28 protein-coding genes and 1 tRNA gene are annotated in these 24,285 nt (G+C 67.7%); 11 read left to right on the forward strand and 18 right to left on the reverse strand.

Features of this window, described 5'->3' with window-relative positions:
* The first annotated feature begins 203 nt into the window (after nt 1-203).
* Together ACFW9O_RS06550 and ACFW9O_RS06555 are read left to right on the forward strand one after the other, a co-directional pair.
* Nucleotides 204-1,355, forward strand: coding sequence for an FG-GAP repeat domain-containing protein (locus ACFW9O_RS06550; RefSeq protein ID WP_384605813.1), 1,152 nt, complete (start codon nt 204-206; stop codon nt 1,353-1,355).
* 116 nt (nt 1,356-1,471) lie between these two features.
* The gene (locus ACFW9O_RS06555; RefSeq protein ID WP_351181682.1) at nt 1,472-2,386 is read left to right on the forward strand and encodes a Yip1 family protein; all 915 of its coding nucleotides are present in this window, start codon (nt 1,472-1,474) and stop codon (nt 2,384-2,386) included.
* A 66-nt stretch (nt 2,387-2,452) separates the two neighbouring features.
* Here the strand turns inward: ACFW9O_RS06555 and ACFW9O_RS06560 are convergent, their stop codons facing one another.
* Together ACFW9O_RS06560 and dcd are read right to left on the reverse strand one after the other, a co-directional pair.
* On the reverse strand, nt 2,453-2,953 hold the full coding sequence (locus ACFW9O_RS06560; protein WP_384605816.1) for a phosphoribosyltransferase: 501 nt from the start codon (nt 2,951-2,953) through the stop codon (nt 2,453-2,455).
* Between the two features lie 6 nt (nt 2,954-2,959).
* Nucleotides 2,960-3,535, reverse strand: coding sequence for a dCTP deaminase (gene dcd, locus ACFW9O_RS06565; RefSeq protein WP_329209486.1), 576 nt, complete (start codon nt 3,533-3,535; stop codon nt 2,960-2,962).
* A gap of 477 nt (nt 3,536-4,012) precedes the next feature.
* Between dcd and ACFW9O_RS06570 the strand changes: the two genes are divergently transcribed.
* Nucleotides 4,013-4,086 (forward strand) — tRNA-Gly (locus tag ACFW9O_RS06570).
* A gap of 51 nt (nt 4,087-4,137) precedes the next feature.
* Here ACFW9O_RS06570 and ACFW9O_RS06575 read toward each other — a convergent pair.
* From ACFW9O_RS06575 to ACFW9O_RS06630, 12 genes are all read right to left on the reverse strand, one after another.
* Nucleotides 4,138-5,298 carry a tyrosine-type recombinase/integrase gene (locus ACFW9O_RS06575; RefSeq protein ID WP_384605819.1) on the reverse strand — a complete coding sequence of 387 codons (1,161 nt, stop codon included), beginning with the start codon at nt 5,296-5,298 and terminating at the stop codon, nt 4,138-4,140.
* Nucleotides 5,298-5,510: a helix-turn-helix domain-containing protein gene (locus ACFW9O_RS06580; protein ID WP_384605822.1), complete on the reverse strand. Its 213-nt coding sequence runs from the start codon at nt 5,508-5,510 to the stop codon at nt 5,298-5,300. Before ACFW9O_RS06580 ends, ACFW9O_RS06575 begins: the two co-directional genes overlap by 1 nt.
* Nucleotides 5,507-6,886, reverse strand: a complete 1,380-nt coding sequence (gene repSA / locus ACFW9O_RS06585) for a replication initiator protein RepSA (protein WP_384605825.1) — start codon at nt 6,884-6,886, stop codon at nt 5,507-5,509. The genes ACFW9O_RS06580 and repSA overlap by 4 nt, the downstream gene beginning before the upstream one ends.
* The gene (locus ACFW9O_RS06590) at nt 6,883-7,077 is read right to left on the reverse strand and encodes a hypothetical protein (protein ID WP_384605828.1); all 195 of its coding nucleotides are present in this window, start codon (nt 7,075-7,077) and stop codon (nt 6,883-6,885) included. The genes repSA and ACFW9O_RS06590 overlap by 4 nt, the downstream gene beginning before the upstream one ends.
* Before the next feature lie 89 nt (nt 7,078-7,166).
* Nucleotides 7,167-7,487: a SpdD-like protein gene (locus ACFW9O_RS06595; RefSeq protein ID WP_384605831.1), complete on the reverse strand. Its 321-nt coding sequence runs from the start codon at nt 7,485-7,487 to the stop codon at nt 7,167-7,169.
* A 23-nt stretch (nt 7,488-7,510) separates the two neighbouring features.
* Entirely contained in the window at nt 7,511-7,666 is a 156-nt protein-coding gene (locus ACFW9O_RS06600; RefSeq protein ID WP_384605834.1) for a hypothetical protein, read from the reverse strand.
* 13 nt (nt 7,667-7,679) lie between these two features.
* Entirely contained in the window at nt 7,680-7,871 is a 192-nt protein-coding gene (locus ACFW9O_RS06605) for a mobile element transfer protein (RefSeq protein ID WP_384605837.1), read from the reverse strand.
* Nucleotides 7,872-7,892: 21 nt separating this feature from the next.
* Entirely contained in the window at nt 7,893-8,573 is a 681-nt protein-coding gene (locus ACFW9O_RS06610) for a DUF2637 domain-containing protein (RefSeq protein ID WP_384605840.1), read from the reverse strand.
* The gene (locus tag ACFW9O_RS06615) at nt 8,573-8,776 is read right to left on the reverse strand and encodes a hypothetical protein (protein WP_384605842.1); all 204 of its coding nucleotides are present in this window, start codon (nt 8,774-8,776) and stop codon (nt 8,573-8,575) included. Before ACFW9O_RS06615 ends, ACFW9O_RS06610 begins: the two co-directional genes overlap by 1 nt.
* Before the next feature lie 84 nt (nt 8,777-8,860).
* Nucleotides 8,861-10,216, reverse strand: coding sequence for an FtsK/SpoIIIE domain-containing protein (locus ACFW9O_RS06620; RefSeq protein WP_384605844.1), 1,356 nt, complete (start codon nt 10,214-10,216; stop codon nt 8,861-8,863).
* A gap of 2 nt (nt 10,217-10,218) precedes the next feature.
* Nucleotides 10,219-10,572 carry a hypothetical protein gene (locus ACFW9O_RS06625; RefSeq protein WP_384605846.1) on the reverse strand — a complete coding sequence of 118 codons (354 nt, stop codon included), beginning with the start codon at nt 10,570-10,572 and terminating at the stop codon, nt 10,219-10,221.
* A gap of 139 nt (nt 10,573-10,711) precedes the next feature.
* Nucleotides 10,712-11,491: a GntR family transcriptional regulator gene (locus ACFW9O_RS06630; protein WP_384605848.1), complete on the reverse strand. Its 780-nt coding sequence runs from the start codon at nt 11,489-11,491 to the stop codon at nt 10,712-10,714.
* An 18-nt stretch (nt 11,492-11,509) separates the two neighbouring features.
* Between ACFW9O_RS06630 and ACFW9O_RS06635 the strand changes: the two genes are divergently transcribed.
* The 4 genes from ACFW9O_RS06635 (at nt 11,510) to ACFW9O_RS06650 (ending at nt 15,182) form a co-directional block, all read left to right on the forward strand.
* The gene (locus tag ACFW9O_RS06635; RefSeq protein WP_384605851.1) at nt 11,510-11,980 is read left to right on the forward strand and encodes an NUDIX hydrolase; all 471 of its coding nucleotides are present in this window, start codon (nt 11,510-11,512) and stop codon (nt 11,978-11,980) included.
* Nucleotides 11,977-12,360, forward strand: coding sequence for a hypothetical protein (locus ACFW9O_RS06640; protein WP_384605853.1), 384 nt, complete (start codon nt 11,977-11,979; stop codon nt 12,358-12,360). Before ACFW9O_RS06635 ends, ACFW9O_RS06640 begins: the two co-directional genes overlap by 4 nt.
* A gap of 821 nt (nt 12,361-13,181) precedes the next feature.
* Nucleotides 13,182-14,456: a pentapeptide repeat-containing protein gene (locus tag ACFW9O_RS06645; protein WP_384605856.1), complete on the forward strand. Its 1,275-nt coding sequence runs from the start codon at nt 13,182-13,184 to the stop codon at nt 14,454-14,456.
* 246 nt (nt 14,457-14,702) lie between these two features.
* The gene (locus tag ACFW9O_RS06650; protein WP_384605858.1) at nt 14,703-15,182 is read left to right on the forward strand and encodes a hypothetical protein; all 480 of its coding nucleotides are present in this window, start codon (nt 14,703-14,705) and stop codon (nt 15,180-15,182) included.
* 480 nt (nt 15,183-15,662) lie between these two features.
* Here the strand turns inward: ACFW9O_RS06650 and ACFW9O_RS06655 are convergent, their stop codons facing one another.
* The 3 genes from ACFW9O_RS06655 to ACFW9O_RS06665 form a co-directional block, all read right to left on the reverse strand.
* Nucleotides 15,663-16,400 carry a hypothetical protein gene (locus tag ACFW9O_RS06655; RefSeq protein ID WP_384605861.1) on the reverse strand — a complete coding sequence of 246 codons (738 nt, stop codon included), beginning with the start codon at nt 16,398-16,400 and terminating at the stop codon, nt 15,663-15,665.
* Nucleotides 16,397-16,996 (reverse strand): RNA polymerase sigma factor, encoded by a 600-nt coding sequence (locus ACFW9O_RS06660; protein ID WP_384605863.1) that lies wholly within the window; start codon nt 16,994-16,996, stop codon nt 16,397-16,399. Before ACFW9O_RS06660 ends, ACFW9O_RS06655 begins: the two co-directional genes overlap by 4 nt.
* 198 nt (nt 16,997-17,194) lie before the next feature.
* Complete coding sequence (locus tag ACFW9O_RS06665) at nt 17,195-17,452, reverse strand: hypothetical protein (protein WP_384605865.1); 258 nt, start codon at nt 17,450-17,452, stop codon at nt 17,195-17,197.
* A gap of 125 nt (nt 17,453-17,577) precedes the next feature.
* Between ACFW9O_RS06665 and ACFW9O_RS06670 the strand changes: the two genes are divergently transcribed.
* A complete protein-coding gene (locus tag ACFW9O_RS06670; protein WP_384605868.1) occupies nt 17,578-20,331 on the forward strand; it encodes an FG-GAP-like repeat-containing protein in 2,754 nt (917 codons plus the stop codon).
* A gap of 474 nt (nt 20,332-20,805) precedes the next feature.
* A complete protein-coding gene (locus tag ACFW9O_RS06675; RefSeq protein ID WP_384605870.1) occupies nt 20,806-21,258 on the forward strand; it encodes an RDD family protein in 453 nt (150 codons plus the stop codon).
* Between the two features lie 154 nt (nt 21,259-21,412).
* On the opposite strand, the gene ACFW9O_RS06680 is transcribed toward ACFW9O_RS06675, so the two are convergent.
* Nucleotides 21,413-22,720: a YncE family protein gene (locus ACFW9O_RS06680; RefSeq protein ID WP_384605873.1), complete on the reverse strand. Its 1,308-nt coding sequence runs from the start codon at nt 22,718-22,720 to the stop codon at nt 21,413-21,415.
* Between the two features lie 895 nt (nt 22,721-23,615).
* Between ACFW9O_RS06680 and ACFW9O_RS06685 the strand changes: the two genes are divergently transcribed.
* Nucleotides 23,616-23,864 carry a hypothetical protein gene (locus tag ACFW9O_RS06685; RefSeq protein WP_384605876.1) on the forward strand — a complete coding sequence of 83 codons (249 nt, stop codon included), beginning with the start codon at nt 23,616-23,618 and terminating at the stop codon, nt 23,862-23,864.
* Nucleotides 23,861-24,262 (forward strand): DNA-binding protein, encoded by a 402-nt coding sequence (locus tag ACFW9O_RS06690; RefSeq protein WP_384605878.1) that lies wholly within the window; start codon nt 23,861-23,863, stop codon nt 24,260-24,262. Before ACFW9O_RS06685 ends, ACFW9O_RS06690 begins: the two co-directional genes overlap by 4 nt.
* Nucleotides 24,263-24,285 lie beyond the last annotated feature (23 nt).

Genomic DNA, 24,285 nt, shown 5'->3' on the forward strand with positions numbered 1-24,285 from the left:
GCGTTCCCCCCCCCCCCCGCCGGGCGGCCCCCCGCGGCCCCGCCGCCCCCGCCGACCCGGCCGCGGTTCTATCACCACCGGGGGCCGCGGGGCTGACGGGGCCGCCCCGGCCGGGGGGCCCCCCCCCCCCGCTTCCGCCGTTTCATGCATCATGTGGGTCGCACAGAACCCACAGAGACGTACGAGACGGATGAGGTGCCCCCGTGCGAATACGGATCGCAACGGCGAAGGCCGCGACGGCAGCACCGCTCGCGGCGGCCTGCGTCGGCATGCTCCTGCTGTCGGCCTGCTCGGGCGCCTCCGAGGCGCACGCACCCTCCGCGGCGTCCGCCGCCCCGACGGGCAAGAACGGCGACGCCCCGCCCGAGGTCCTCGCCGGCCGGGCGGACACCCCGCGGCTGCCCGTCCCGCGCGGCAGGGGCAGCAGTACCGCCGACGACTTCAACGGGGACGGCCACCGGGACCTCGTCATCGACGACCTGGTGAAGGCACCCGAGGACAGCCACGGCGACGACGCCGGCATCGGCATCGTGTACGGCTCAGCCGGCCGCGCCCTCGACCCCGGCACCCGCCAGCTGCTGAGCGCCCGCACCCACGCGGCGAAGTTCGGCGACACCCTCCCCGCGGCGTTCGACGCCCAGACGGCGTGCGACCTCGACGAGGACGGCTTCACCGACCTGATCGTGGCCACGGATCCCCCGTACGACGGCATCGGCCGCCCTCCCGTGCCGCTGCAGATCCTCTTCGGCTCGCCCGGAGGCCTGACCGGCAGGGCCGTGACCCTCCGCATCCCGGACACGGCCAGGTACGGCAACGAGTGGCCCGACCACCCCGTGTGCGGCGACTTCGACGGGGACGAGCACACCGACCTCGTCGTGACGGCGGGCGAGGGCCGGGTCAGCAACCTCCGCGGCCCCTTCACCCGTGCCGGTGCTCCGCGCCGCGCGGAGTCCCTCCCCGGCGGCGGACCGTACCTCTTCGCCCCCACGCCGAAGGCCGACACCAACGGCGACGGCTACGACGACCTCGTCCACTCCCCCAAGCCCCACGGGCCCGGCGAGGCGGCCAGGGGCACCCTGCTGCTCGGCACCCCGAACGGCCCGACCCGCCCCGGCGGCACGTACCGCTTCGAAGCCCCGCCGAACGGCATCCCGACGGCGCCCGTCCGCGGCTCCGGCTCGTCCGCGCCCGCGGGGACGGCACTGCTCGGCTACGCGGACTTCGACGGCGACAGGAAGCGGGACACCGTGGTCCGTACGCACCGGGGCGAGGAGACGGACCTGATCGCCCTGTACCCGGCCACCGCTCCCGGCCGCCCCGGAATCAGCTTCTCCACGGCCCTGTTCCTGCGCTGAGCCCCTGCGGCAGACCCCCCGGGGTTCCCCTAGGGGATGTCACAGGTAGGCCGCAATGGCACCCGTGTTCCCCTGGCCACCGCACCACGCCCTGACGGACCAGGTACGTTCGATACGTGGCTGGATTCAGGATCGGACGCGGCCGGGACAACCGCACACCGCAACAACACCCGCAGCAGCAACAGCCGTACGGCACGCAGGCACCACCGCAGCCGTACGGCCGACAGTCGTGGCCTCCGTCAGGCGGCAACGGCGCACCGTACGGCGGGCCCCAGGGCGCCCCGTACAACGGCGGGCACGGCGGCAACGGACACGGGCAGGGGGGCGGACACGGCGAACCCGAGTACTTCGGCGACCCGTACCACCAGCCACCCCAGCAGGACCCGTACGCCAATGCCCCGGGCCACACACAGGCCTTCAGCATCAACGAGGACCCGTACGGCGACGGAGACACGTACCACGCCGGCCAGGCACCCGCCCAGCCCGCAGGCCCACGCCTGCACTGGAAGCAGCTGCTGAGCGGTGTCGTGATGCGTCCGGGCCCGACGTTCTGGCAGATGCGCGACTACCCGGTCTGGGGCCCCGCGCTCGTCGTCACGTTCGTGTACGGACTGCTCGCGCTCTTCGGCTTCGACCAGGCCCGCGACGAGGCGATCCACGCGGAGGTCTCCACGGCCGTCCCGTACGTCGTGATCACGGGCATCGGCTTCGTCATCGGCGGCCTGGTCCTCGGCGCGGTCACCCACACCCTGGCCCGCCAGCTCGGCGGCACGGGCTCCTGGCAGCCGACCGTGGGCCTGTCCATGCTGATCATGTCGATCACGGACGCCCCCCGCCTCGTCTTCGCCCTGTTCCTCGGCGGCGAGAACTCGCTCGTGCAGATCGTCGGCTGGCTGACCTGGCTGGCGGCCGGAGCGCTGTTCACCTCCATGGTGAGCAAGTCGCACGACCTGCCGTGGCCGAAGGCCCTGGGAGCCTCCGCGATCCAGCTGATCGCCCTGCTGTCGATCATCAAGCTCGGCACGATCTGACCCGGACGACACACGGAAGGGCCCCGGTGCTCAGCACCGGGGCCCTTCCCACGTCCACCCGCGGGTCTACGAGTCGAGAACCTGCCCGGCGCGGCGCACGACGGGCTTCTCGACACTCCACGGGAAGTTGATCCACTGATCGGTCTTCTTCCACACGTACTCGCATTTCACGAGCGACTGCGGCTTCTCGTAGATGACCGCGCTACGCACTTCGGCCACGTGGTCGATACAGAAGTCGCGCACCAGTTTCAGCGTCTTGCCCGTGTCCGCCACGTCGTCGGCGATGAGGACTTTCTTCCGCGTGAAATCGATGGCGTTCGGCACGGGCGCCAGCATGACGGGCATGTCCAGGGTCGTACCGACCCCGGTGTAGAACTCCACGTTCACCAGGTGGATGTTCTTGCAATCCAGCGCGTACGCCAGGCCACCCGCGACAAAGACCCCGCCGCGCGCGATGCTCAGCACGACATCCGGCTCGTACCCGTCGTCGGCCACCGCCTGCGCCAGCTCACGCACGGCGAGCCCGAAAGCCTCGTACGTCAGATTCTCCCGCGCCTCGTCAGCCATGCCGCATCACACCTGGGTCCGATGGAAATTCATGTACGAACGCGAGGCCGTCGGCCCCCGCTGCCCCTGGTAGCGCGACCCGTACCGCTCGGAACCGTAGGGGAACTCGGACGGCGAGGTCAGCCGGAACATGCACAGCTGCCCGATCTTCATCCCCGGCCAGAGCTTTATCGGCAGCGTCGCCAGATTCGAGAGCTCCAGGGTCACGTGCCCCGAAAACCCGGGATCGATGAAGCCTGCCGTCGAATGCGTCACCAGCCCGAGACGCCCCAGTGAGCTCTTTCCCTCCAGCCGCGACGCGAGATCGTCGGGGAGCGAGATGACCTCGTACGTCGACGCCAGTACGAATTCGCCCGGGTGAAGGATGAACGCCTCATCACCCTCCGGCTCGACCGTACGCGTCAGGTCCACCTGCTCGACCGCTGGATCGATATGCGGATAGCGGTGGTTCTCGAACACCCGGAAGTAGCGGTCCAGCCGCACATCGATGCTCGAGGGCTGCACCATCGAAGCGTCGAACGGATCAATGCGAACCCGCCCTGCATCGATCTCGGCCCGGAGGTCCTTATCTGAGAGAAGCACGCACCGAGGATACGCAGAACGCGCGGGCCCGCCCCAACCGGACCGCCCCGCGCGCCTGCTCCACCACTCCCCGCCGCCGCTACCGCTCCCCGAGCACCACAGGAACGGCCTGCCTCAACCGGGCGCAGCGCGGGCAGCGGATGAGCCGCCCGGGACCGATCCTGTCGGACCCGAGCTGCTGCATCGGGAACGACGAGGTAGCAAAAACGTGCCCTTCGGCACAGCGGACGACGGTGCGCTCCATCGACTCCATCAAGTCCCTTCCCCAACCAAGCCTTGGACGAGACCGCCACATTAGGGGATGAACAGGACGCCACTCCAGGCGGCACTCCGCCCACCCACGCTACGCCCCCAACTCCCGCTCCCCGCACCCGCGTCCCGGCGGCGAAACGCCGGACAGACCCCGCGGCGAACACGCCGGGGGCCTGCCATGAGGTAGAGTGTGCGGCGATGCACTGCCGATCATCGGCGCGCTTCGCGGGTGTAGTTTAATGGTAGAACATGAGCTTCCCAAGCTCAGAGCGCGAGTTCGATTCTCGTCACCCGCTCCATGAAAAAGCCCCAGGCCAGCGGCCGGGGGCTTCTTTGTTGTCTGGACCATTTCAGGGGTCCCGCACCAGATCCGCACCAGAAGGCCTTTGATCAGCCTTCTTGCGGGCGGTGCGCACGAGGTCATCCAGCCCGCTCGCGACTTCCTGTTGTCGCTCGAGATCCGAGTGCTGATAGATCAGCGCCGCCTTCTCCGACGACTGGCCGGCGCGGACCATCGTGTCCTTGAGGGTGGCCCCGGATTGGGTGGCCAAGGTGTGACCGGTGTGACGAAGGTCGTAGAAGCGGAAGCCGTCCGGCATGCCGACGAGCACGCGGGCCCTGCGCCACTTCCGCCCGAAGGAGGAACGCCGGAACGGCTTGCCCTTCTCCCCCACGAACAGAAGTCCGTGCGCCCCCTTCTCCGCGTACCAGTCGAGGTGACGCCGGACGTCGGTCCGGAGAAAGGCCGGCAGGACCACGACCCGCTTGCCCGCCTCCGACTTGGTGTCGCCAGGAACACGGCGACCGGTGGTCAGCTCGGGCGCCGCCATACGGACCCGGATGGTCATCTCGTCCAGGTCCACGTCCTTGCGGCGCAGCTCGGCCTGTTCCTCCGGCCTCATGGGACCGTACGCACCGAGGAAGACCATGAGCCGCCAACGAGGCCCGAGGGCATCGGCGAGCGCGTCGACCTGGGCGACGGTCGCGATCTGGCGTTCGGCGGACGACTCCTTCCCGGCGCCCCTGATGCGGCACGGATTGCGGCGGATCAGTTCGTCATCGACCGCGGTTTCCATGACGGCCTTGAGCAGCCGGTACGACTTGGCCACGGTCGTGGCGGCCCCGGTGGACGACAGCCGCTCGGTTCGCCAGGTACGGACTCGGGGTGCGGTGATCTCGTCGAGGTCCAGGCCCTCGAAGGTGGGCAGGAGGTGGAGCCGCAGGAGTCGCCGGTACAGCTCGTCAGTGGTGGCGGAGAGACCGCGTTCGTCCACCCACTGGAGGGCGTACTCCTTGAAGTTCACCGCCCCGGCGTCCGGGTCCTGCCAGTCCCCGCGCGTGAGGTCCGCTTCGATCTGGGAGAGCCAGACTTCGGCGTCCCTCTTGGTGTCGAAGGTCTCCGGCGCACGGAACTCCTGCCCGTCCGGGCCCAGGTAGCTCGCAGTCCAGCGACCGGACCGGTACTGGCGCACGGCACCGAAGCGCCGACGGCTTCCCTTCGCGTTCCCCATCAGGCAGGCCTTCCGTATCGGGAACGTCGACGGCGGATCGGCTGCACGGTGTTGCCCTCGATGTAAGCCGCCAGGACGCTCTCCTTGATACGCACGTGGCTGCCGACCTTGACGAAGGCGATCCGGCGTTCGGCGATGAGTCGGCGCGGGAAGCGTGCGGTGGTGCCGAGGCATTCGGCAGCTTGGTCGACGGTGAGCAGGGGGTCAGTCACGACCGATCTCCTTCCAGGGCGAGGGCATCGCGTGCGGTCTCTCGGTTGAGTTGCAGGTCTCTGGCGATCGAGGCGGCGAGGACGGATTCGCCGGGGCTGTGACCTTGTCCGACGTACTGCCAGTCCGTGAGGACGAGGACGGTCGGATCATGGTCCGGGTCGGGCAGGCCGAGTTCTTCGCGCTGCTGGGCGGCGCGGTAGTCGGCGCGGATCTGGCGGAGTGCGCCGAGGGTGGTGGAGTAGTGGCGGGACTTGGAGGAGAAGTGGCCGCGGAAGCCGAGCATGTGAGCCCACGCGCTCAGCCGCCGGTCCGGGTAGAGCGCGTCGAGGTCGAAGCAAGCTTCGATGAGGCGGCGCGGGTGGTCGGGTACCTCGAGGAGGACCAGGGCCTCACGGTTGCCGACGCGGCGGTCGATGGTGCCGGTCGTCTCGGCTGCTTTGGTGGCGTACTTGGCGACGTAGGAGGCGACGGCCTGTTCGGTGATGTCGGTCCCGGCGTCGAAGGCTCGGATGGGGCGGATGTCGAGCTGGGTTCCCCAGCGCATCGGGCGGGCGGGTTGGCCGGCGGCGGCCGGGACGGTGATGGTCGTGTACGCGTGTACGGCGGCCGCGCGGATGGAGTCGTCGAGCAGCTGCAGGGAGGCCCAGGAGGGCGGCGGGCTGTCGGGTCCGTCCGGGCCGTCGAGGCGTATGACGGCGTGGAAGTGGACGGCCCCGCGCTTCTGGAACTCGGCGACCTTTCCGTACGAGACCCGCGCGGTTTCCTTGAGTTCGCGTTGGGTGAGGCCAGCGCGGGCGGCGATCTCGCGGCGGAGCCTGTTGGTGAAGCGCTGCCAGAGGTCCCCGGCGTGGTTGTTGAAGAGGACCGCCCCGGCGTAGTCGTACGACTCGGGGTCGAGCGGGGTGCCGAGGGCATCGTCGTCGGGGCGGTGGGTGGTACCGCAGCGGCAGCGGCCTGAGTCGGGGCGGTTGTGGACGGGGCCGAAGGATGGGGCGGTGAGTGTGGCGAAGACGCGGGGGTGTTCGCGGACGGTTGTGGGGATGTCCTTGTCCTGGTCGCCCGCGAGTCCGGCGCGGATGAGGTGGTAGGTGTCGGCGGAGTAGGTCCAGGCGCAGGCCGGGCAGCGGGAAGCACGGCGGTTGCCGCACGCGACGCGGAGCCTTCCTCCCGGCTCGGTGTCGGTGGAGTAGCGGTACAGGGTCTGGCCGGTGGTCCGGTCCTTGGTGAGCGTCCAGCCGGACAGGTGGATGGGGTTGGAGCAGCCACCGGTGCGGCGGATCTGGTCCTGCCAGCGGTCGAAGCCGGTGGACCCGGCCACCCGCAGCAGATCGCCGAGGGTGGCCGGGTCCAGGCCCGCGAGGATCGTGCCCGTCACGCGTGCTCCCGCTGGACGACCGGGGCCGGTGCCGGGGTGCGAGTCGAGCCGGTGCCACGGCAGGGGCGGCAGGTGATCAGGAGGGTGGCGCGGGTGCCGTCGTCGAGGAGCGTCCCGGTGTCGATGGCGACGGCGGGGAAGCCGTCGCAGTCCGGGCAGATGCGCGTCGGGGCAGGACTGTGCTGGGCCATGATGGTGGTCCTTTCGATTGCGGTTGGAAGGGGCCGGACCGTCCGGGCGGCGGCGATGCTTGGCGGCTTGTGCGCCACCCGGAGGCCGGTCAGCGGTGCCGGTTGTCGGAGGCCATCAGCGAGCGGATGACCAGGGCGCAGATGGCGACGGATGCGCCGGTGATGGCGACCGCGAGGAGCATCGAGACCAGGACCGCGCCGACGACCAGGACGACGGCCGTCGCACCACCCACGAGAGCGATGACGGCGCCGGGCGTCAGCTGGACAGTCGGCCTGGCCGCAGCAGTCGGGACAGCCAGCGGCACAGGGCTCGGCGAGTGGTGCTGGACCACAGAGGTCGGCTCCAGGACGGCCGGCGGGGTGATGCGGCCGGTGGGCTGAGGCATGGTGGGGACTTTGGGCTTGAGCATGGTGGATCTCCCTTCACGGGTGGTTACTTGACGGCGGTGTCGATGACGGGGGCGAGCAGGCTGTCGGCGAGGAGGTAGCCGCCGAGCAGGAGGACCGCGACGAGCCAGAGCGGCGGGCGGATGAGCTTGATGCCGAGCCAGCCGACGATGATCAGGGCGAACCAGAGGGGGACGTCCACGGGGGCCGTTCTCCTATCGGGCGGTGCAGCGGTGGGTGCGGGCGGCGAGCTGTGCGGCGGTCTGGCTGGAGTAGTCGGCGGACCAGCCGCAGCGGTCAGCGCTGCAGACGGCGGCGTGTTTGGTGCGGCCGTGGCGGTCGCGGTGGGTGCCGATCTGCACCGGGCCGATCCGCATCACGGAGTGGAAGTGGTCACGAGCGGGCATGGCGGTGGTTCTCCCTTCTGGTCAGGCGAGTTGGGCGGCGATGGTCTCGGCGAGCTGCGATGGGACACCGAGCCGGGCGCGCAGGGTGTCGGTGTCGATCCGAGTGCCGGTGCGGGCGTGGTGGTCGTCGGCGAGCTTGCGGGCGTGGTCGACCAGCGCGGCCGGGACCGGCGGACCGGCCGGGACGACGGGAGCGGCAGGGACGAGTGCCGGGGTGTCCTTGGCAGCCGCGGAGATGGGCTCCGATCGCGGATCGGGGGCCGGTTCCCGCTCGACCTTCGGAGCGGGCTCCGGGGCTACGGGTGCCGGCGGAACCGGCTCCAGCTCCGGCTCCTGGGCGGAGTGCGAGTGGGCGAGGAGCGTGCCGCCGAGGAAAGCGAGGGCGGGCCAGCCCGCGATGCCGAACCGCAACCAGGCCGGCGGGTGGGCGAGGTCGAGGAATCCGGCGGTCGTGACGTTGGCACCCAAAGACGCGAACAAGGCGATCAAGAACCAGCACCAGGCCAGCCGGGACGGACCCTCACTCCGCAGCCTTCGCCAGGCAGCGACCAGCAGCAGATCAACGCTGATCGGGTAGGCCCAGGCCTTCCACCCGTCCTGTCCGGCGGCGGCGGCGAGGTCGTGCAGGTGGGCGAAGGACAGGGCACCGGCGATGACGGCCTGGACCAGGACGGCGTCCACGCGGAACGCGGGGCGGGCCATCACGAGCCCCTGGGGTAGTCGGGGCCGTCGGCGGGGTCGTAGCCGGGCGGGAACATTCCCGGCGGGGGCTCGGGAAGCGACGCGGCCAGGGACGGGCCGATGGCGTCGATGAACGCGTCGTCGGCACCAGGGGTGTTGGCGTACAGGGCCAGGGCGCCGAGCATCAGCACGGTGCGGTGGAAGTCCTCGATGTGCTCACACATGGGGAGTCGGTCTCCCTTCCTTCAGGCATGGAGCGGGTAGGGACCCGGCGCGATGCGGTCACGCCAACCGGGGTGCGGGCGGAGTCAGACGGTGGCGGGGGCAGCCTTGGCGAGCGGCTCGGAGGCCGGGGCCAGGGCGCCGACGACGGGCCGGAAGGCTGCCAGGACGGGCAGGTCCGGGGTGCGGTCGGCGTGCCGGTTGCAGATGTTCACGGCCGCTCGGAGCGAGGTGTGCGGGGCGCGGATGCGGGCCCAGCCGCCGGAGGAGTCGCCGGTGACGGCGATGCCGGGCGTCTCGGTGGGGATCTGTATGGCGGCCAGGACGGCGTCAGGGGCGATGTCGCCAAAGGCCATGTTGGCGGAGGATTCGTCATTCACGCGGTGGGCGGTGCGGCCGGTGAGCTGGGCACGGAGCATCGTGATGCCCTTGCCGAGTTCAGAACCGAAGCGCTGTCCACAGATCTCCAGGTAGATCCCCGCGGCCCGTCCGAGTTGGGCGAGGCGGACCAGCGCGGTGATGATCCGGTCCCTACGCTTCTCCTCATCCTTGGAGGCGAAGAGGGCGAGTTCGGCGACCTCGTCCACCAGGACCACGACCGGGACCGGGCGTAGGTGGTCGGGCAGGTCCCAGATGTCTGCGGCGATCTCCGCGTCCGGCACGTTCACCGTGATCCGCTGCTCGGCCCGGATCAATTGGTAGACGTCCTCCATATGTGTGACGAGGGCTTCGAGGAGGTCGAGGGCGGTGTCGGGGTTGTCGGCAAGTGCGGAGAACCGGCGGGCCAGCGGGAAGAGTTCGACGCCCTGCTTGCAGTCGATGCCGACCAGCGCGACGTTCATGGGCGCGAGGCCGGCGACCAGGTTGCGCTGGTAGACGGACTTCCCCGACTCGGTGGCGCCGAGGGTGAGGCCGTGCGGAACAGTGCGGTAGTCGCGGTAGTGGACTGCTCCGTCCTCGCGCAGTGCGACCGGGACCCGCATCGGTGTCGGGTCGGTCTTGGCGGGCATCTGCACCCGCTTGAGGACGTCATAGCCGGTCATCCGCACTTCGACGACGCCGGAGCGCAGTTCGCGGGAAGTCACGCCGTACATGCCGAAGGAGTGCCGCAGCCGGTCCGTGGCGGCGGAGACGTCGAAGGCGTCCTGTCCGGGGCGGAGCTTGAGGCGCAGCACGAGGCCGGTGCGGGTGGGGCGGATGCGCAGGATGCGCGGGGCCCGGGACTCCGGCGCGGGCCGGTTGGTCATCCGGGCGAGGGCCAGACGCCAGCGGGAGGGCGGAACGGTCAGCCCGCACGCGTCCATCACGGAGACGTAGCGGACCGAGACCCGTAGGGCGGCTAAGGCCGCGCCGAAGGCCAGCCAGTACCAGGCGGGGCGCCGCCACCGCAGGATCACTGCGGCAGCGACAACCATCACCAGGGCGACCGTGAAGCCGGTCATGATCAGGCCGCCTTCGGCTTCGACGCAGCGGCGGCGAGCGAGGTGACAGCGACCGCGCGGAACGCGATCCCGTGCTTCTTCTGGCCGTTGAACTCGTTCTCCCACGCCGAGGCGACCAGCCCCGTCAGCGCGACCGGGGTACCCATCGCCAGGTCCTCGGAGACACCCGGCTGCGGAACGGTGAGCTTCAGGATCTCCACCTCGTCCGGCGTGGAGAACATGACCTCCACCGTCATCAGCGTCACGCCCTCCTTGTCGAGCGCGATCTCACCGGTACGGCGGTCCTTGATCTTCGGCTGGGGAGCCTTGGCGACCATCACGGTCGCGTTGGTGGTGTCGATGGGAATCTGACGCACAGCAGATCACTCCTCTATAGGTGCCGAGCTCCATCACTCATGTACATGAGTGACATGAAGAAGAGTGCAGGACTCCTGTACATGAGTCAACCCGCCGCGAAGAATAAATCGCAGCGGGTTGAGGGGAGTTGAGTGTGCGTCAGTCAGCGGCAGGGATCCGGTAGCTGAAAACGAACTGGTCAGCAGCCATGAGGGTGTCGCAGACCTCGACCACACGCCCCTCTTCGGTCACGGCATCTCGGATGAGGTGAACAACCGGGGCGCCGGGGCTCAGCGCGAGTTCGGAAGACTCCGCCTTCGAGGCCGGCCGCGCCTGAAGGGTCTCGACGAACTCCGCGAAGACATGGCCGTCGTCTTCAAGTCGGGCGTAGATCCCACCAGGGCCGGGGTTTTCAGCGAACAGCTCCGGGATGTCCTTCACGACGTCCCACGGCAGGTACGACGTAGCGGTCTCGACCGGAGTGCCATTGCGGAAGTAGAGGCGGCGGCGGGCCAGCACCTTGGTTCCGGGTTCGACGTCCAGGCGATCCGCGATGTCGTCAGGTGCGTCGGCCGGCCCGATGAACAGCACGCTCACCTTGGCGGTCGCGCCGGCCTGCTCCGACTCTGCGAGGTACGCGGCCTTGCCACCCTTGCGATGCGAACGCCGGAAGCGGTCCGAAGACCGATGACGCACCGGGGGCCGTGCCTTCACCAAGGAGCCCTTGCCGTGCCGGGTCTCCACCAGGCCGCTCGCGCGTACCTCCACCATGGCCTTGCGGATCGTGCCGCCGGAAACCCCGTAGCGGTCGACCAACTCGGACTCACTCGGCACCATGTCGCCAGGCTTCAGGACACCTGCCCTGATCTGCTGAACGATCTCGTCGGCGATCTGAACGTACCGGGGTACGGCCCTGTCACCTCCTACTGCTGTTCCCATCGACCTGCTCACTCTCCTATGCTCCTGTACATGAGTAACAGCGCCCAGGAAGCTCCGTCAACGCCGAAGCACAGTGTGTCCGTGGCGGGGGCTGTCGTGCGCGAGGACGGCCGACTCCTGGCGATCCGCCGTGCGGACAACGGGACATGGGAGCTGCCGGGCGGAGTGCTGGAGTTGGACGAGTCCCCGGAACAAGGCGTCAGCCGCGAGATCTGGGAAGAGACCGGCATTCACGTCGAGGTCGACCAGCTCACGGGCGTCTACAAGAACACGGCCAGAGGCATCGTCGCCATGGTCTTCCGGTGCAAGCCCTCCGGGGGCACCGAGCGCACATCAGCCGAATCAACCGCGGTCGACTGGCTCACGCCGGAGCAGATCACCGAGCGCATGTCCGAGGTCTACGCGATCCGCCTGCTGGACGCCCTGGACGGGGCCGGCCCCCACGTCAGGAGCCACGACGGCCACCGCTTGCTAGAGGCATCAGCATGACCAGCGGTAGAAAACTCCCCAAGCCCAGACCCCTGGATGAGCTCGACAGCGTGCACGACTTCCTCGACGACGTGCGCCTACGGCCAAGCATGTACGTGCGAGGCCGTTCCGTCCTTCACCTCCAGTCGATCCTGTTCGGGTACAGCGTCGCCTGTGAGATCCATGGAGTTCCGGCGATGACGGACTTCGTTCACACCGGGCCGTTCAGCGAGTGGCTGTGGCCTCGACTCGACATGCAGTACCCAAGCTCGCTCGGCTGGGCTGTTGAGATCGAGCGGGCAGCTGAAGCAGCAGACATCGCACCTCTGGACATGTTCTTCGACCTCTTGGACGAGTTCCGCCTGGCGCGGCACGAGGGCACCCAGCAAGCCACGCGGTAAGAGTTTCTCTACTTCATCAAGACCCGCGCACGGCGCGGGCACGCGCCGCCTCAGCGGCGCGGCCTGCCTCTGTCTTCGCCCCGGCTGGCCGCGCCCGGCGGCGCGCTCGTGCTGCGGGCGGAAGCGAGGAAGTCATCCGCGGCTCAAGGACATGCCTCCGGCGGGGGTGCTCAGACTCCGGGATGGGTGGGGCACCGTTCGCGACTGCCGGCCAGAGCGTGGTGAGCGTCGTGGGGCCCCCATCCCGTCCGCCTTCGACCCAGGCAAAGCCGAGCAGTCGCGGCCCAGGGCGTCAAGGTCGTTCGTACAGTGGCGCGCTCCACCTTGACGCCCTGAACCACGCCCGCTCCACGATGTGTGGGTCGAAGGCGGACGGGATGGGAGCTAGAAGTCGTCACGTGGCAGGAAAGCCCGACGCGCCTACAAGCAGTACACCGAACTACCCCTAACTCATCTGACTACACAAACGCCGGACGCGATCCTCCCGCGGGCGCCATACTCAGCTGGTGGAGGCACCCGATACTCAGCAACCCGCGCCACCGCGAGCGCCGCTCAAAGCCCTCTCTTGGCGAGTAGTCATATCCTCTTTCTTGGTTGCGTGTTGCATTACCGCCGCAACGACTTGGCTACTAGTAGCGACAACTGCTGCCCAAAACTCAGACGAGGCCAAAGTCGCCGCCGTTAAGATCAGTGCCATTCGAACTGGACTCAGCGTGGGCGCAGGGGCCGGGGGTGCAATGGCTCTACTCCTAGCCGCGCGCAGACAATGGCTCGGAGAGAGATCTCAAGCCCACCAGGAAGAAGTTTCCGAAAATGAAATGATGGATGCTACGGAAAGGAGAATCACCGACCTTTACGGAAAGGCAGTAGATCAACTCGGAAGCGATAAGGCTGCAGTTCGAATCGGAGGAATCCTTGCACTCGAAAGACTGGCCCAAGCGAACCCTAGCCACAGGCAAACCATCGCTGACGTAATCTGCGCGTATTTGCGCATGCCTTTCCCGATTCCCTCATCGGTGGATCTCAGCAATATCACTCCCTATGTGCTCCAGGATGCCCTTCATGCCGATGAAGAGCGTCAAGAAATTCAGGTTAGGACTACCGCGCAGGGCATTTTAAAGCGCCACCTGTCGCATCACTCTAAAGGTCGAAGTGAATTTTGGAACGATCTCCGACTAGATCTGACCGGCGCCACTCTAGTGACGCTCAATCTAGCAAATTGCGAGTGGGGGAGTGCCGTATTTGCACACGCACGGTTTGTTGGCACCACTCGCTTCACAGGCTCCCAATCGTCTGGTGATTCAAATTTCAGGGGGGCGAGATTCTACGGATTCACAGATTTCATGGGGGCGGTATTTTCCGGGCAAGCGCGATTCGACGACGCAAATTTCGGTAGGTCATGTAACTTCACCGAGGCAAGCTTCGATCGAGGTGCTAGATTCGACAAATCCTCCTTCACTGATCAAGTGAACTTCACATTGGCTAATTTCTATGATCGATCCATCTTCGATGACACTACGTTCCTCGAGGGGGCGATATTCTCCAAAACGCACTTCTTGACAGATGTTCAATTCATGAGAGCGACCTTTGGCGAAAAGGTCCGTTTCGGTGAAACTAGATTTGGAGGCACTCTGACCATTGCGGAAACGTCATTTGAAAAGGAGGCCCGTTTTGGCGGATCCCACTTCGAAGGAAGACTTCGAATCCGCAATGTCACCTTTCATCGAATTGCGAGTTTCGCGGAATGCAGGTTCGACTATGGTGTTTCATTTCGCAAGGTTAGGTTTGCCGGTACAGCTCGATTTTCCAACAGCCTAGTGCTCGCCGGAGCCTCCTTTAGGGAGACGGTTTTCGAGAGAGAGACGAGTTTCACGGGACCGCCGAATTCGCAGACTGTGAGCTTCTACGGTGTCCAGTTCGGCGGGGCAGCCGACTTCCATCAGTCGACTCAGAACTCGTTCAAATTCGAAAACTGTTCGACATTTAGCGCAGATGCATTTCATCCGCAACCCTGCGGCTGGGCGGTTTCCAGTCGGGCCGCACCATCAGGAAGATTCGAGATTGTACGCTGGTACGCACCCCTAATCATTCCCTAGCGAGGCGCGGTGGTGGCCTGGTCGCACAAGGTCCATGCCAGATGCGTGCCAGACAGGGCGGTCAGCAGCGGTCGACAAGGAGGGCTGCAAGGAGCCTCAGGGATCACTCTGGCGCTCGTTTGCGCTGGCCAGAGACCCAAGCATGTCTGGAAGATCAGTGATTCCCAAGCTCCGTTACTGCACTGATTTCAGTCGTAGTCGCAACAGCCGTGCGGCGAACAGGCGGAGGTTCTAACCTCTCCTGTCATGGAGTGGATATCGCTGGCCAGCACGGCACTTGGCGCGGCAATCGGGGTGGGCTCCACCTTGCTCGCTGATCGAGTCAGGTGGCGCAGGGAGCGCGCCGGCCAGAACCTCGATGTACGGAGGCAGCTGTACGCCGACTACACCGCCGCGCTCTCACGGATCCGAACGGCACTCAACGAGTGCGCGCAGGTGGACATCCCGGCTGACGAGAGGCCTCTGAGGGTACGTGAACTGTTCCTGGCCCCTGGTGCGTACGAGATTCGCCATCAGTTGGCCATCGTCGCACCACCGGAGGTTGTGGAAGCCGCACGATCAGCGTTCGTGGTACTGAGGGATACGCGGGACCTGCTCGTGGAAGGTTCAGCGCTCGACGACACGGCCTACATAGAGATAGAGGCCAGGTTCGATGCTGCGGTGGCCGAGCTCCGAACCCTCATGCGCCTTGATCTTGGAGCAGCCACGTCGATCACGGCACGATGACACGTGACCGAGGAGCCAGTAGCCACAGAAGGCTCGCACCAGATGCGCACCAGTTGGCACAGCGAACTGTGGTCAACAGCGGCGACCGCAACAGTCTCCCCGACTAGCCCGACGGGCACATCGCTGCTGGTCAGCTGGTGAGCTGGCATGACGCTGCCTGTGATTCCCAAGCTCAGAGCGCGAGTTCGATTCTCGTCACCCGCTCCACGAAGCCCCAGGCCTGCGGCCGGGGGCTTATTTATTGGCCGAGCGGTGCGGCCGGGGCGGCGCCGCACTCCCTCGAACTGCTCGCCGCCGTCTCGGCATACGCAGCTCTGATAGCGCTGGGCCCGGCGGCCAGGCCCAGCCCTCCCCGCGCCTGAGGTCAGGGGTTTCTGTCCCGCCGCGCTATGCGGAGTCAGCACGGCCGCACCCCGCCGCGTCAGGCCACCCACCTGGCAGGCATCCTTCTGCATTCCTTGATCCGCAACCCGAGGCGCGTCACCCCGTTCTGGAGTCTCGCGCCGCGCCTGGGCCGACCGGTACCGGTACGTCCTTTACCCCTGGTTTTCCGGGATGATCCGGACTCTTCTCCGCCGGGTTCACTCCGGTCTTCCCCTGCTGCTCGCCCGCCAACAACTGCTCGCAGTATGCCGGTACGGCCTTCCGGTTGCCCGCCGCCTCCTCAAGCCGGCTTGTCGCCGCGTCCCTGGACTCATTGCCCCGCCCCTCTACTGCCGCCAGGTAGACGCGGCAGTGGGCGACGGTGTCCTGCGCTGTGCCCGGGCGCTCCGTCGGGGACCCGTGCGAGACCGACGGGGAGGGCCTCGATGAACGCTGTGGTGCCCGCCCCCCGAGCCCGTCACCAGCCGATTCCTCGCCCGCGCCAGGTACCGTGGGCGCGTTCTGCCCGGGCTTCGGCTCCGCGCCACCGCCGAACGGCAACGAGATGGCACCGTCGCCCGCCGCCACCGCGACCCCGCCGAGCGCCGCCGCTGTGACGACGCCCGCCAGCAGCGCCTTGAGCGACCGTGCCCAGCGACGTTCAGCGGCAGGCCGCCAGTCGTCCCGTCTGCGCCGCCACCGCAGCGGCTCCGAGTGCGCACCTTCCTCATGCGCCGTGCGGAAAGCACGGAGCGCCTTCTCCTCTGCAGCTTGGCTGAGGGCGCCGGGGCGGCTCGCCGCGTCGAGCAGCGCCTCCAGCTCAGGAGGATGGGGATCTTCCCATTCGGGGTTCATGTCTCATCCTTCAGCGTGCGCTGTGCCCCAGGCGTCACACCGCGTGCTCCAGCCCGGGTGAATTGCCCCGCCAGTCCCTTTAGTCCCCGGTATGCCGCGGTGCGAACGGCCCCGGGGCGCTTGCCCAGCACCCGTGCGCTCGCCGGACCGTCGAGCCCGACGACCACGCGCAGCAGTACGGCTTCCGCCTGATCGCGCGGCAAGTTGCCGATCAGTTCGAGAGCCTGCTCCGTGGAGAGCTTCTCGAGGGCAGTGGCGGCCGTGTCGTGCCGGCCCGGCATCTCCAGCATGTCCTGTTCCAGCAGTGAGGTGCGCGGTCGCCGTTTCTGCCTGCGCAGATGGTCCAGAGCACGGTGACGGGCGATCGTCGCCGTCCAACCCCGGAAACCCGCCCCGTCGCCGCGGAAGCGACCCAGGTCGCGCGAGATCTCCAGCCAGGCCTCGGACGCCACGTCCTCGGCGTCGTCGCCGACCAGCCCCCGGACATAGCCGATCAAGCCCGGCTGCACCAGCCGATACGCGATCGCGAACCCTTCCTCGTCCCCCTGCTGAGCTCGCTCAACAGCAGCACCGAGCTCCGCGTCGTACGCCCCCACACTTCCCTCTCCGTACCGGCACCCCGTTGAACCCGCCCCCTCATCTCTGCGTTCGGAGGCGAAGAAACGTCACTGGAACAAGGATTAGAGGCGCTGCACAGACTCCTCGGGGCCGCCCTCTTCGAAGCGATTGACCATTTGCCGAGCGGACTCCACACGCACCCATCGGGCATCCGAATCCCCGAACGAGGCCTCACGTCAAAAAGTAGATTCGTTCGAGTTCCGGAGGAGCATCTCCACGAAATCGAAGCTCCTGCCCAGCAGGTCCGCATTCTCCCCTCCCTCCAGAAGGGCCGCGCTCACCACACCTCGAAGGAACACATCCGACAGAAAGTCGTAAAGGTCAAACCAGTCCATGTCGACGCCAACTGCGTGCTCTGCGGAAACGCCGTCCGACGGGCGACCGCATTCGGTGAGTACGGCCGCGCCACCTGCACGGGCGAGCTCCTCGCCCACCAGCAGGTGAGGGATGACCCGGGTGGCTCCGGATCCGCAGGCCCTGTGACGTTTCGCAGCCGGGATGCGCTGGATACGGCAGGCCGCCCATGTGACGGGTGCGCCGCAAATGAACTTTCAGAGGGGTGGGGCAATTGAGCCCGCGTACGTCGCATGCGTACAGAACACTGAGCATCAAGCGCCGGGTGTGGCTGACCCTGGGCGCTGTCGTCCTGGGAGGGGCCGGCGTGGCGACGGTCGCCATAGCCAATCCCCCCGAGAACCGGGGCCCTTCCGGTCCCGAGAAGCGTCCGGCGAAGGTCCGGACGTTCGAGCTCGCCAAGGGCGGAGCCAACGAAAGGGAGCTGCCGGCCACAGACACCGAGCCGTTCTCGCTGGTCGGCATCGGCTGGGACAGCGCCACAGCCGAGGTCGCGGGCACGGCTCAGGTGCGAACTCGCGAGGCGGGAACCGGCAAGTGGTCCGGCTGGCAGGCACTGGAGCTGGACTCGCACGGCCCGGATGATTCCGAGGGCGCGACGCGCGGAGCCTCCGAGCCACTGTGGGTCGGCCCGTCCACCGCGGTACAGGTACGGGTCAAGGCGGCCAAGGCGCTCCCCAAGAACCTGAAACTGCACATGGTCGACCCGGGCGTGAGTGCCACCGAGTCTGGGAATCAGGCCGCCCCGGTCATGGACAAGGCTGCGTTCGTGGCGGACGAGACGCCGGGCGCGACCCCGACGGACACCGTCACGCCGACCGACGACTCCGTGACGCCGACCGAGCCGGCGCCGACGGAGACCGCGGTGCCCGCCGAGTCCGTACCACCGCCCTCCCCCGGCAGCACGGCAACCGACGCCCCGAGCGGATCGCCCACCCCGACGGACACCGTCACGCCGTCACCCACTCCCACCAAGCCGACCGCGCCTCCGTCGACCGTAAAGCGGCCTTCGGTCATCAGCCGCGCCCAGTGGGGCGCGGACGAGTCCATGGTCGAAGACCCGGCCGAGTACATCGACAAGATCCAGGCCGTCTACATCCACCACACAGTCGGCTCGAACAACTACAGCTGCGCCGAATCAGCCGCGCTGGTCCGCGGCATCATGACGTACCACGTCAAGACGGAGGACTGGAACGACCTCGGTTACAACTTCCTCGTCGACAAGTGCGGCCGGATCTTCGAGGGCCGCGCCGGCGGCGCCGACCTCCCGGTCAAGGGCGCGCACACTTACGGCTTCAACAGCTACTCCACCGGCATCGCACTGCTCGGCGACTTCGAGGGCGACACCGCCACCGGCAAGCCCGCAGGCCGGCCGACCACCGCTGCGCTGCAGTCCGCTGCCCGCGTCGCAGCATGGAAGCTGGGCCAGTACGGCGGCAGCCCCAAGGGCTCGGTGACCCTCACCTCCATGGGCGACACCGGCAAGTACACCGAGGGCCAGCAGGCCACCATGAGCGTGATCTCCGGCCACCGCGATGCCTTCGCCACCGCCTGCCCGGGCAAGAACCTCTACGCCAAGCTCTCTGCGATCCGCGACTTCGCGGCCGGAGCCGGCCGTAACTCCGCCATTCCGACCTCGGACTTCAACCGGGACGGAATCAATGACTTGGTCGCCGGTCTGCCTCGGAAGGCGAGCAGCGACGGCAGCGTCACGGTCCTGCCCGGCACCATCAGTGGCCCCGGCTCAACTGCCCGCAAGATCCTCAACCAGAACAGCACCGGGGTCCCCGGCTCCTCCGAGGCAGGTGACCTCTTCGGCTCCGACAACGCCTGGGCCGATGTCAACGGCGACGGCTACGCCGACCTCGTCATCGGTGTGCCGGGCGAGAACGGCACTGCGGCGCACGCCGACACCGGTCAGGTGTCGGTGCTGTACGGCCCGGGCCTGGCCGGCGGCAAGAGCTACTGGACCAACGAGGCCACCCGCGTCGCCGGCGAGAAGCTCGGCACCACGGTCACCGCGGGAGACTTCAACGCGGACGGCAACGCGGACATCTTCTCGGTCGCCCCGGGCAAGCCCGGCCGCTGGTGGGCGTGGGACGGAAAGTCCGGCGCGGCGAAGACCGGATACCTGAACTCCTCGGCGTACACCGGCGCCGTCGGCTACGCGAGCGCCGCGACCGGCGACTTCAACAAGGACGGCTATGCCGACGTCGCGGTCAGCTTCCGCGACCCGAGCGGCATCGGCCGCCTTCTCTGGCTCAAGGGCTCGGCGACCGGGCTGCAGCGTGTCGGCGTCCTGGACGCGCGAGGCGGCCGCTCACTCGCCGCAGGCGACCTCAACGGCGACGGCTACACCGACCTCGCCGTCGGCCAGCCGAGCACCACGGAGTCCGGCCACACCCTCAAGGGCGGTGCGGTCACCGCCGTCTTCGGCTCATCGACCGGGCTGACCTCGACCGGCCGTAAGACGTTCGGCCAGGACACCACCGGCGTCCCGGACACCGGCGAGACCAGCGACGACATGGGGGCCTCCGTCTCCATCGGCGACGTCAACCTCGATGGATACGACGACATCCTCACCGGCCTTCCGGGCGAGGACATCACCCGCAGCGGCGTCTCGCAGACGAACGCCGGTCAGGTCATCCTGCTGCGCGGCTCCGCCACCGGCCCGACGGCTGCCGGCTCGGTCGCGTACCACCAGGACACCACCGGAGTGCCGGGCACCACCGAGCCCAACGACCGACTCGGCTCGTCCGTCTCGCTTACCGACCTGTCCGGCTACGGCCGGGCCGACCTCGCCATCGGGGCCGACGGGGAGGACACGAACAACGGCACGATCCTCCAACTGGACAACAGCAGCACCAGCGGCATCGTCACCGGCTCGGGCGTCTTCTACGGCACCACCGCCCTGGGCGCACCCACAGGCATTCGCATCGGCGAGAACCTGACGCCGTAGCCCCGAAACAGGGGCACGCGCTCGGAGGCCGGGGTCCCAGGACCCGGCCTCCGAGCGCTCGGAGAACATGTCGAGGACATGGCTGGCTGAGAGTGTCCCGCACCAGAAGGCTCCCCGCGCAGCAGGTCGAGGTGCCGTCGGAGGGAAACCGCCAGCCTGGAACTGCAACGACGAGGTCTCTCCTCGCTCACAGCGACAGTTATCCCGCTACGAACTGTGATTCCCGAGCTCACCGCATTGATGGAGCGCTACCGAACGCTGAAGCAGTTGACCCGCCGGAAGTGACCTTCGCGTGCCCGATCGGCCACCGAACCAGGGCGATCAGTGGCGATGGGGCTGATATACACTCCGCGCCGGTTCGCCCTGTCCGTGGCCCAAAGGACGCTACAAGATCGAAAGTGTGAATGAGCAATGATCGGACGCATATCACCGGGCGATGACCTCGGTTCCGACCTCGGCTCTTCGATGCCCTGGATGGTTGTCTCATCCCGTTCGCTGCCCGGCTCCTCGGGGGACGTCATGCGGCGTGGCATGGCCGTGTTCATCGATCTGGTGATCGCCGTCGCTGTCACTCTCGGCCCGCTGATCGCCCTCGACCGGATCCTCGTGGCCGCCTCGGTGGATGACGTCTGGTTGCCCTCGGCCGCGGCGTGGCCGCTCGCCTTCCTGCTGCTGTACTCGCCACTGAGCGTGTCACGGTGGGGCGGCACGGTGGGCAAGCGGCTCCTTCATATGGAGGTCGTGCGGGACTCCGACGGCGGGCGGCTCTCCTACGGCGCCGCCCTGGTACGCCACCTGAGCAACCTCGCGGTGAACACGGTCCCGGTATTCTTGATCGCCCATGCGACGGCGACCAACCTCAGCCCGAAGAAGCAGGGCCTGCACGACCGGCTGGTCGGCAGCAGGGTGGTCATGCGGGGCCGGTGACGGGGCAGTCGTGACGGGCGATCATGAGCTCCTCCCAGAAAGTCCATGCCGCCATAGGCGGCCCGGCAGGACCCGGGCGTCGCATGACACAGCTACTGAAGTCAAAGGCCCCGGACCTGGCTGGTTCGGGGCCTTTGGTGGGTGCTCAGGATGGCTACTTGGTGATCGTCACCGTCGCCTGGGTCGTTGCGGACATGTGCTGGCCGTCGCCCCTGTAGGTAGCGGTGTAGGTGATGTCACCCGTCTCGCGCGGGCGTTCCGTGAACGTGAACTCGCCCGTCGCCGTGGAGACGGGGAAGGTGCCGACAGGAGTGCCGGTCGGGTGTTCCGCGTCCGTACGCGTCACTTCCACCGCAGAGCCGGCCGCGAAGGGCTCCGCTGCCGACATCTGTCCGGTGACGGTCAGGTCCTTGCCCCTGTGGGAGGTTGCGGGGGCCTGGAGGCTGAGGGTGGTGTCCAGCCTGCCGGCGTCCGGGAGGACGTGGAGCGTGGGGGCACTGCCGTAGGAGAAGCCGGTGATCGCGAAGAGACGGTTCTCGTCCGGGGCCCAGGCGAGGCCGTCGCGCTGTAGGTCGTTCACGACGTACTCGCGGAACGCCGGCCAGGTGGAGCCCGGGCGGTAGGTCTTTACGAAGTCGCCGTCTGCGCCCGTCGCCACTGTTCCGTCAGCCGCCACGGCCACCGCGCTGGGGAATTGCCAGCTCGAGTAGGAGCCGCTCGACGACAGGTCCGCCAGGCGTACGACCTGGTGGTCGGACGGGTTACTCGCCGCGACGATGACGTTCTGGCCGTCCGCCGTCACCGCGAAGTCGTTGAGGTACGAGATCGACGGCGACGAAATAAAAGAGCGCTCGGTGAGCTTCTGCAGGCCGCCGGCCGCCGTGTCGTAGACCGCCAAGGAGGCCGGACTGACGCCCTCCTCGCCCGCCACCAGGACGTTCGGGTCGGCGGGGGACGATGCCAGGGCCGGGGCGTAGTACCAGTACCGACCGCTCGGAACGAGCGTCGCCGCCGGAGCCGGAGAGGCCACGTCGAGCGAGCCTATGCCGCCGTTGCTTTCGACCGTGTAGCCGAACCACAGCTTGCCACCCGCCATCGCCAGGCTCTGGGGCGAGGTGTCCGCGCCGGTCGGGTAGCGGTTGGTCTCGATGAGGGTGGCGGTGTCGATCTCGGCGATCGCGCCGACCGTCGACAGGGCCACGTACAGCTTGCTGGAATCCGCCGAGAGCACGAGGCCCGCGGCCCCCTCCTCGGCGGTGATCTGTTGGACAACCGCACCCGAGTAGTCGGTGACGACGATGCTGCCGCCTGTCGGGTCGCTGACGAACACCCGGTCGTGCACTCCGTCGACGACGATGTCCCGGTACGAGGCGCTGGGCAGCGCCACGCTCGTCTCCTGGGCTGTGGCCGTCGCTGCCCCCGCCCCGATCAGGGGCAGCGAGCCGATCAGTGCCGCTGCCATTGCGACGGCAGTGCGTTTGTGGATGTGCAAGTGAACGAACCTCCTCGAACCAGGGCGGCCGTTTTCGACCTCCCAGTAGAAGAGCGCTGAGCGGTAGACATGTGTCACTGACAGGCGCCAACTCCTCGTGCGTCACTTAGCTTGATCTTCTAAGTCTCCTCGTCGGCTCCGCCGCGTCGAGGCAAGGGAGGAGACGGGCCGACCCTCTTCGGGCCATCTCAGCTTCCGTCTCATTCAGCAACGTCCGGGGTGTCCGGTCACAGACGGCTTCAACACCCCGGATGTCGCGGCCCGGTGGCGAAGCCGCGCAGGCGCCGGAGGCGTTTTCCTTCTCACAGGAACGCGCACCACGCCGCACCTGCCTCCGCACCATATGCGGCGGACAACCACGGTCAGCAGCGGTAAACGCGGCGATGGCGCGAAGCGGACATTGGGCGGTATCCGTGCCAGATGCCCGGTCATCCGCCGTTTCACAACGAGCCCGCACAAGCTGGTCGAGGCCGACCTCCACCTCACGCTGCCGCTCCAGGCCCGAGCGCTGACAGATCAGCGCAGCCCGCCCGGTCGGCTGCCCGGCGCGGACCATCGTGTCCTTGAGCGTGGGGCCGGACCGGGTCTCGGCGTGCCAGTCAAGGATCCGACGAAGGTCGAGCCGTAGAAGGGCCAACAGAACGACGAACCGCCTGCCCGCTTCCGACGTGGTGACCCTTCAGTGCGCCTGCCCGTGGTCGGCTCCGGCACGGCCTTCCTGGTACCGACGGTGCGGTTGTCCAGATCGATGTCCTTTCAGCGGAGTTCGGCCTGCTCCTGGGGGCGAAGAAGCGCGAAGCCTTGACCGGAACGATCGGTGCCGCAAACCCAAGCCTTCTCGCGCATACTCCAGTATGCTTGCCGTATGTCCTCAACGACTCGCATCACCGTCACGCTCCCCAGCGATCAGGTGGCGGAGCTCCGCAAGCTCACGGACAACGTCTCCGGCTACGTGGCGGAAGCCGTGGCCCGCCAGATTCGGCACCAGCTGCTGGGCGATGACCTTCGCCGCCACGAGGAAGAACACGGACCCTTCAGCGACGAGGAACTCGCCGACGCCCGTTCGAAGATCTTCGGTGCCGCCGGCTCCTCCAAGGACGCGGACGCCGTGTGAGCGAGCGCATCGAAACCGTTGTCCTGGACTCAGAAGGACTCTCCGCCTGGATCGCGCAGGACCGCAAGCTCCTCGCGATGCTGCAGGTCTTCCACGACATGGGAGCCGACCTGGCGATCGGGGCGAACACCATCGTGGAAGTAACCCACTCCCGTACCAACATGCCTCGCCTGAACTGGGCCCTGTCCCGCATCAAGGTGGAGCCGGTCACCGAGCAGGCGGCGAAAGCGGCGGCTGAGCTCCTCAAGGGCGCCGGACTGCACGGGCACAAGTACGCCATCGACGCCACGGTCGCCGAGGTCGCGCTCCGCCAGCCGAAACCCGTCGCCCTGCTGACCTCCGACAGCGACGACATGACCAAGCTCTGCGGCAGCCAGGTCCGCATCATCCCTCTCTGACCCTCCAGGCCACCCGGAGCACG

Source organism: Streptomyces sp. NPDC059499 (assembly GCF_042749285.1).
Taxonomy (GTDB): domain Bacteria; phylum Actinomycetota; class Actinomycetes; order Streptomycetales; family Streptomycetaceae; genus Streptomyces.